Genomic DNA, 1,962 nt, shown 5'->3' on the forward strand with positions numbered 1-1,962 from the left:
GGCGGCCGAGTAGTGACCGTTTTAGTTTTTAACTCAAGGAACTTTAATGAATCGAGCAAAGGCAACTTTTCTGGAGCTGGTCTTTCCGCCAATATCTAATCAAGAGGCTCACCACTTCAAAAATGAGCCTGCTGCCGAGCATATGAGAGCAAGCGATTTTTATATGATTGGTGGGAAGCCAAAATCGAAATTCAGTAATATCGTCTTTAACGACGATGATATGACGATTTCGTTTGATATTTATATTGCCGATGAAAATAGAAGTCATGGGGTTATAGACATCGGCGAGCTTAAGTCCGTGGCTCATTTTCAGGGCGAGCAGTTTGGTCTCTCGCTTACCGAAAATGCTATAGAGATAGTGTATGAAAAAGGGGGCGAAAACTACATTCTTGATAGATTTACGCCTGAAAACATTCTTTGGTATAGATCTAGAAATATGCAAGGCGTTTCTGGGATTGACAACTTCGAAGAACTTTTCAGATACGACCTTCTATATGTAGGCATAGCTAAAGTAGGTGATAGCTATGATCGGCTTATCAAAAAAGGACATCACGCGAGACAGGCAATACTATCAAATGAGCCGCAGCGATACCCAGGTGTAAGAGTTTCCGATGAGATTTTTCTTTTCCTTTTCCGGCTAGAACCGCTATTTATAAGCACGTTTGGGGCCGGAGATGATATTGATCTTGATTTTGATTATCAGCACAAAAAACTTGTTACTGATGCGGAAAAGGCATTTGTCAGCTTATTGCAACCTGAGTACAACGTAGTCAAATTCAACCAATACCCAAAGAGTTCAGATGGCCTTTTCGATTCAAAACTGGATAGGTACTCCTACTCTATTGGCGAGGCTATTACTTTCAATACTGCGCATGGAAGAATTAAGGGCGGGAGAAATGGTGATCTTGGCGGGCTGTCAAACAAAGCCGACTTCATTTCGGTCGATAAAAAAGAGTCTAAACTTTTCATTTCTGGCATAGACTTCCCAAATGATGAGGTGTAAGCCTAACAATCGCAGGCACAGCGACGGCTTTTCCGTTGCGGCTTCGCCTTCACTACAAATCCGCGCGTGCTGCGGGCGTTATTGCATTGGCTTGGTTGCGTCGGTTGAGGCGGGTGGTTTCGGGATAGTAGGCAGGCCGCCGCAGCAGATCGGGGCGCTGTTCTAGCAGGATTTCGTCAGGTTTGGTCTTTGGATAGTGTGCCGCGCCTTCGTTGTTGGGTTGCTCTCATTGGTTGAAAAATGATGGCACAGTTTTCAAGTGCGGCAAGCGGTGGCTTTGTTCGAGTCGCTTCGTTGCTGTACTTGGCAGGTTTGCCAGACCGCCCAATCTGCACGTTTTTTCAGGTTTGAGTTTGGCGTATTCTGTTGGCTCCACTCAGAAATAGTGTGCCAGAATGAGTGATGCGGCTTTAACCCAGGTTGGTCATTTTCTGAATGCTGGCAGCTTTTGGCTTTCTTTTTTGTTGTTTTTTGCAATAACAAGGCGCTGCACGCGAAACTAACGCTAGACCGTTTTTGTGTTTTCGCTGCGCTCAATTTTACACAAAACCGGTCGTCGCTCTCGTTCGCGTGAGCTTGGCGTTATTGCATTGGCTTGGTTGCGTCGGTTGGGGCCGGTTGTTTCGGGATAGTAGGCAGGTCGCCGCAGCAGATCGAGGCGTTGTTTTAGCAGGATTTCGTCAGGTTTGGCCTTTGAATAGTATGCCGCGCCTTCGTTGTTGGGCTGCTCTCGCTAGTTTTAAAATGAAGGCTCAGTCTTCAAGCGCAGCAAGCGGTGGCTTTGTTTGAGTTGCTTCGTTGCTGCACTTGGCAGGTTCTCTAGACCGCCCAATCTGCTCGTTTTTTCAGGTTTGAGTTCGGTGTATTCTGTTGGCTCCACTCAGAAATAGTGTGCCAAGGTCGGGATTTTGGGCTTTAACCCTGGCTTTTCATTTGCTGCAAGTTGGCAGCTTTTAGCT

1 protein-coding gene is annotated in these 1,962 nt (G+C 46.3%); it reads left to right on the plus strand.

All coding sequences use genetic code 11. From position 1 onward, the window contains the following. Nucleotides 1-46 precede the first annotated feature (46 nt). Nucleotides 47-1,003: a hypothetical protein gene (locus V6U78_RS12635; RefSeq protein ID WP_405341545.1), complete on the plus strand. Its 957-nt coding sequence runs from the start codon at nucleotides 47-49 to the stop codon at nucleotides 1,001-1,003. The last annotated feature ends 959 nt before the right edge of the window (nucleotides 1,004-1,962 follow it).

It is taken from the genome of Marinospirillum alkalitolerans (assembly GCF_045055655.1).
GTDB lineage: Bacteria > Pseudomonadota > Gammaproteobacteria > Pseudomonadales > Halomonadaceae > Marinospirillum > Marinospirillum alkalitolerans.

What these genes read in the sequence shown, in the direction of transcription:
- V6U78_RS12635 (WP_405341545.1), top strand. Translation starts at nt 47, where the DNA reads ATGAATCGAGCAAAGGCAACTTTTCTGGAGCTGGTCTTTCCGCCAATA.